Source organism: Listeria grandensis, assembly GCF_014322885.1.
In the GTDB taxonomy this organism is placed as follows: domain Bacteria; phylum Bacillota; class Bacilli; order Lactobacillales; family Listeriaceae; genus Listeria_A; species Listeria_A grandensis.
On sequence record NZ_JAASUG010000029.1, the window covers coordinates 1 to 1,731 of the forward strand.

A 1,731-nucleotide genomic window follows, 5' to 3' on the forward strand; every position below is an offset into this window, starting at 1 on the left:
CGAAGATTTAAATGATGCTGATCAAACCGTGGCCTTTGCTGACCCGCGTGGTGGGGTAGAATTTACAAAAGTAGATGTAGATACACAAAACCCACTTGCAGGAGCAGAATTCACATTGTATGAAGGTACGTCAAGTGCGCCAGGTAATGCTTTAGGTGTCTATACAAGTGCCGCGACAACAGGTAAAGTAACAGTAAATGACTTACCATATGGTAACTACCACTTTGTTGAAACAAAAGCACCAACTGGCGGTTATATTTTAGATGGTAAGGCGATTGATTTTGAAATTGTGAGTGATACCACTGTTTTAGAATTAGACAACGTAACAAACAAGCGTGATTATCAACCACAAATCGAAACGTTAGCTTTTGAAACAGGAACGAATAACAAAGAATTATATCCTGGTATGGCAACGCTAATTAGCGACCGTGTGACATATGAGCAGTTAACACCAGGCAAAAACTATCGTCTAGAAGCAAAACTAATGACGAAAGATGGTCAAACAACCTTGACGCAAGGTTCGAAAACATTCACAGCGACAACGGAGAATGGCGAAGAAGTCGTAGAATTAGACGGATTTGATGCACGGGCATTGAAAGGGCAACAAGTCGTTGTATTTGAGCGTCTTATCGATACAGCAACAAATGCAGTTGTAGCAACACATGAAGATTTAAACGATGCAGATCAAACGGTATCTTTCTTGACACCAAGTTTACAAACATTTGCCTTTGAAACGAGCACAGGATTACAGCATGACATTCATCCGCACCAAAACGTGGAACTTAGTGACCGCGTAGTGTACACGAACCTAAATCCAGGTGAGCGTTACACATTAGAAGCAACATTGGTAGACAAATTAACTGGAAACATCGTATTCACACAAGGAACGCATGAATTTATCCCAACAACAGCATCTGGAGAAGTCACAGTACCACTTAACAATTTAGATGCGACGGCTTTAAAAGGTAACTCGTATGTTGTCTTTGAAGTGTTGAAAGATGAGTCAGGACAAGTGATGGCAACACACACGGATAAAGATAGTTTGACACAAACGGTATCATTTATTGAGCCAAGCATTGGAACGGTTGCACGTGATAAAGAAACGGGCGAAAGTAATGTACACGCAGGACCGATTACGATTGTCGATGAAGTGCAATATCAAAACTTAGACACAACGCAAACGTATGATATCGAAGGAATTTTGATGGACAAAGCAACGAATCAACCACTACTTGTAGACGGTCAGACGATTACGGCAACAAAATCGTTTAGTCCAGCGAATACAAATGGCACGGAAGAAATCGAGTTTACAGTAGACGCGTCCCAATTAAAAGGGAAAGACATTGTTGTGTTTGAAACATTGAAATTAAACGGCTCAATCATGGCTGTTCACCACGATATCAATGATGCGAAACAAACAATCAAAGTCGTTGACCCAGCGATTGGCACAACATTGCGCGACGAAGAAACAGCAACACAAACACCAAGTCCAGAAGAAGAAGTAACATTAGTAGACGTAGTCAAATATGAAAACTTAATTCCAGGTCGTGAGTACACGGTCAAAGGAATCTTGATGGACAAAGCGACAGAAGCACCGCTCATGATCGACGGTGAGCAAGTAGAAGCAGAAACAACATTTACAGCAGAGACAGCCAATGGCGAAGTAGACGTAACGTTCACATTCAACGCCAAAGGTTTAGCAGGACAAGAAATCGTAGCCTTTGAGACGAT

The 1,731-nt window shown here is 41.5% G+C and carries 1 protein-coding gene; it reads left to right on the forward strand.

The features are described 5' to 3' along the window. A partial coding sequence (locus HCJ54_RS15250; RefSeq protein WP_187138258.1) for a VaFE repeat-containing surface-anchored protein occupies nucleotides 1–1,731 on the forward strand: 1,731 nt, incomplete at both ends.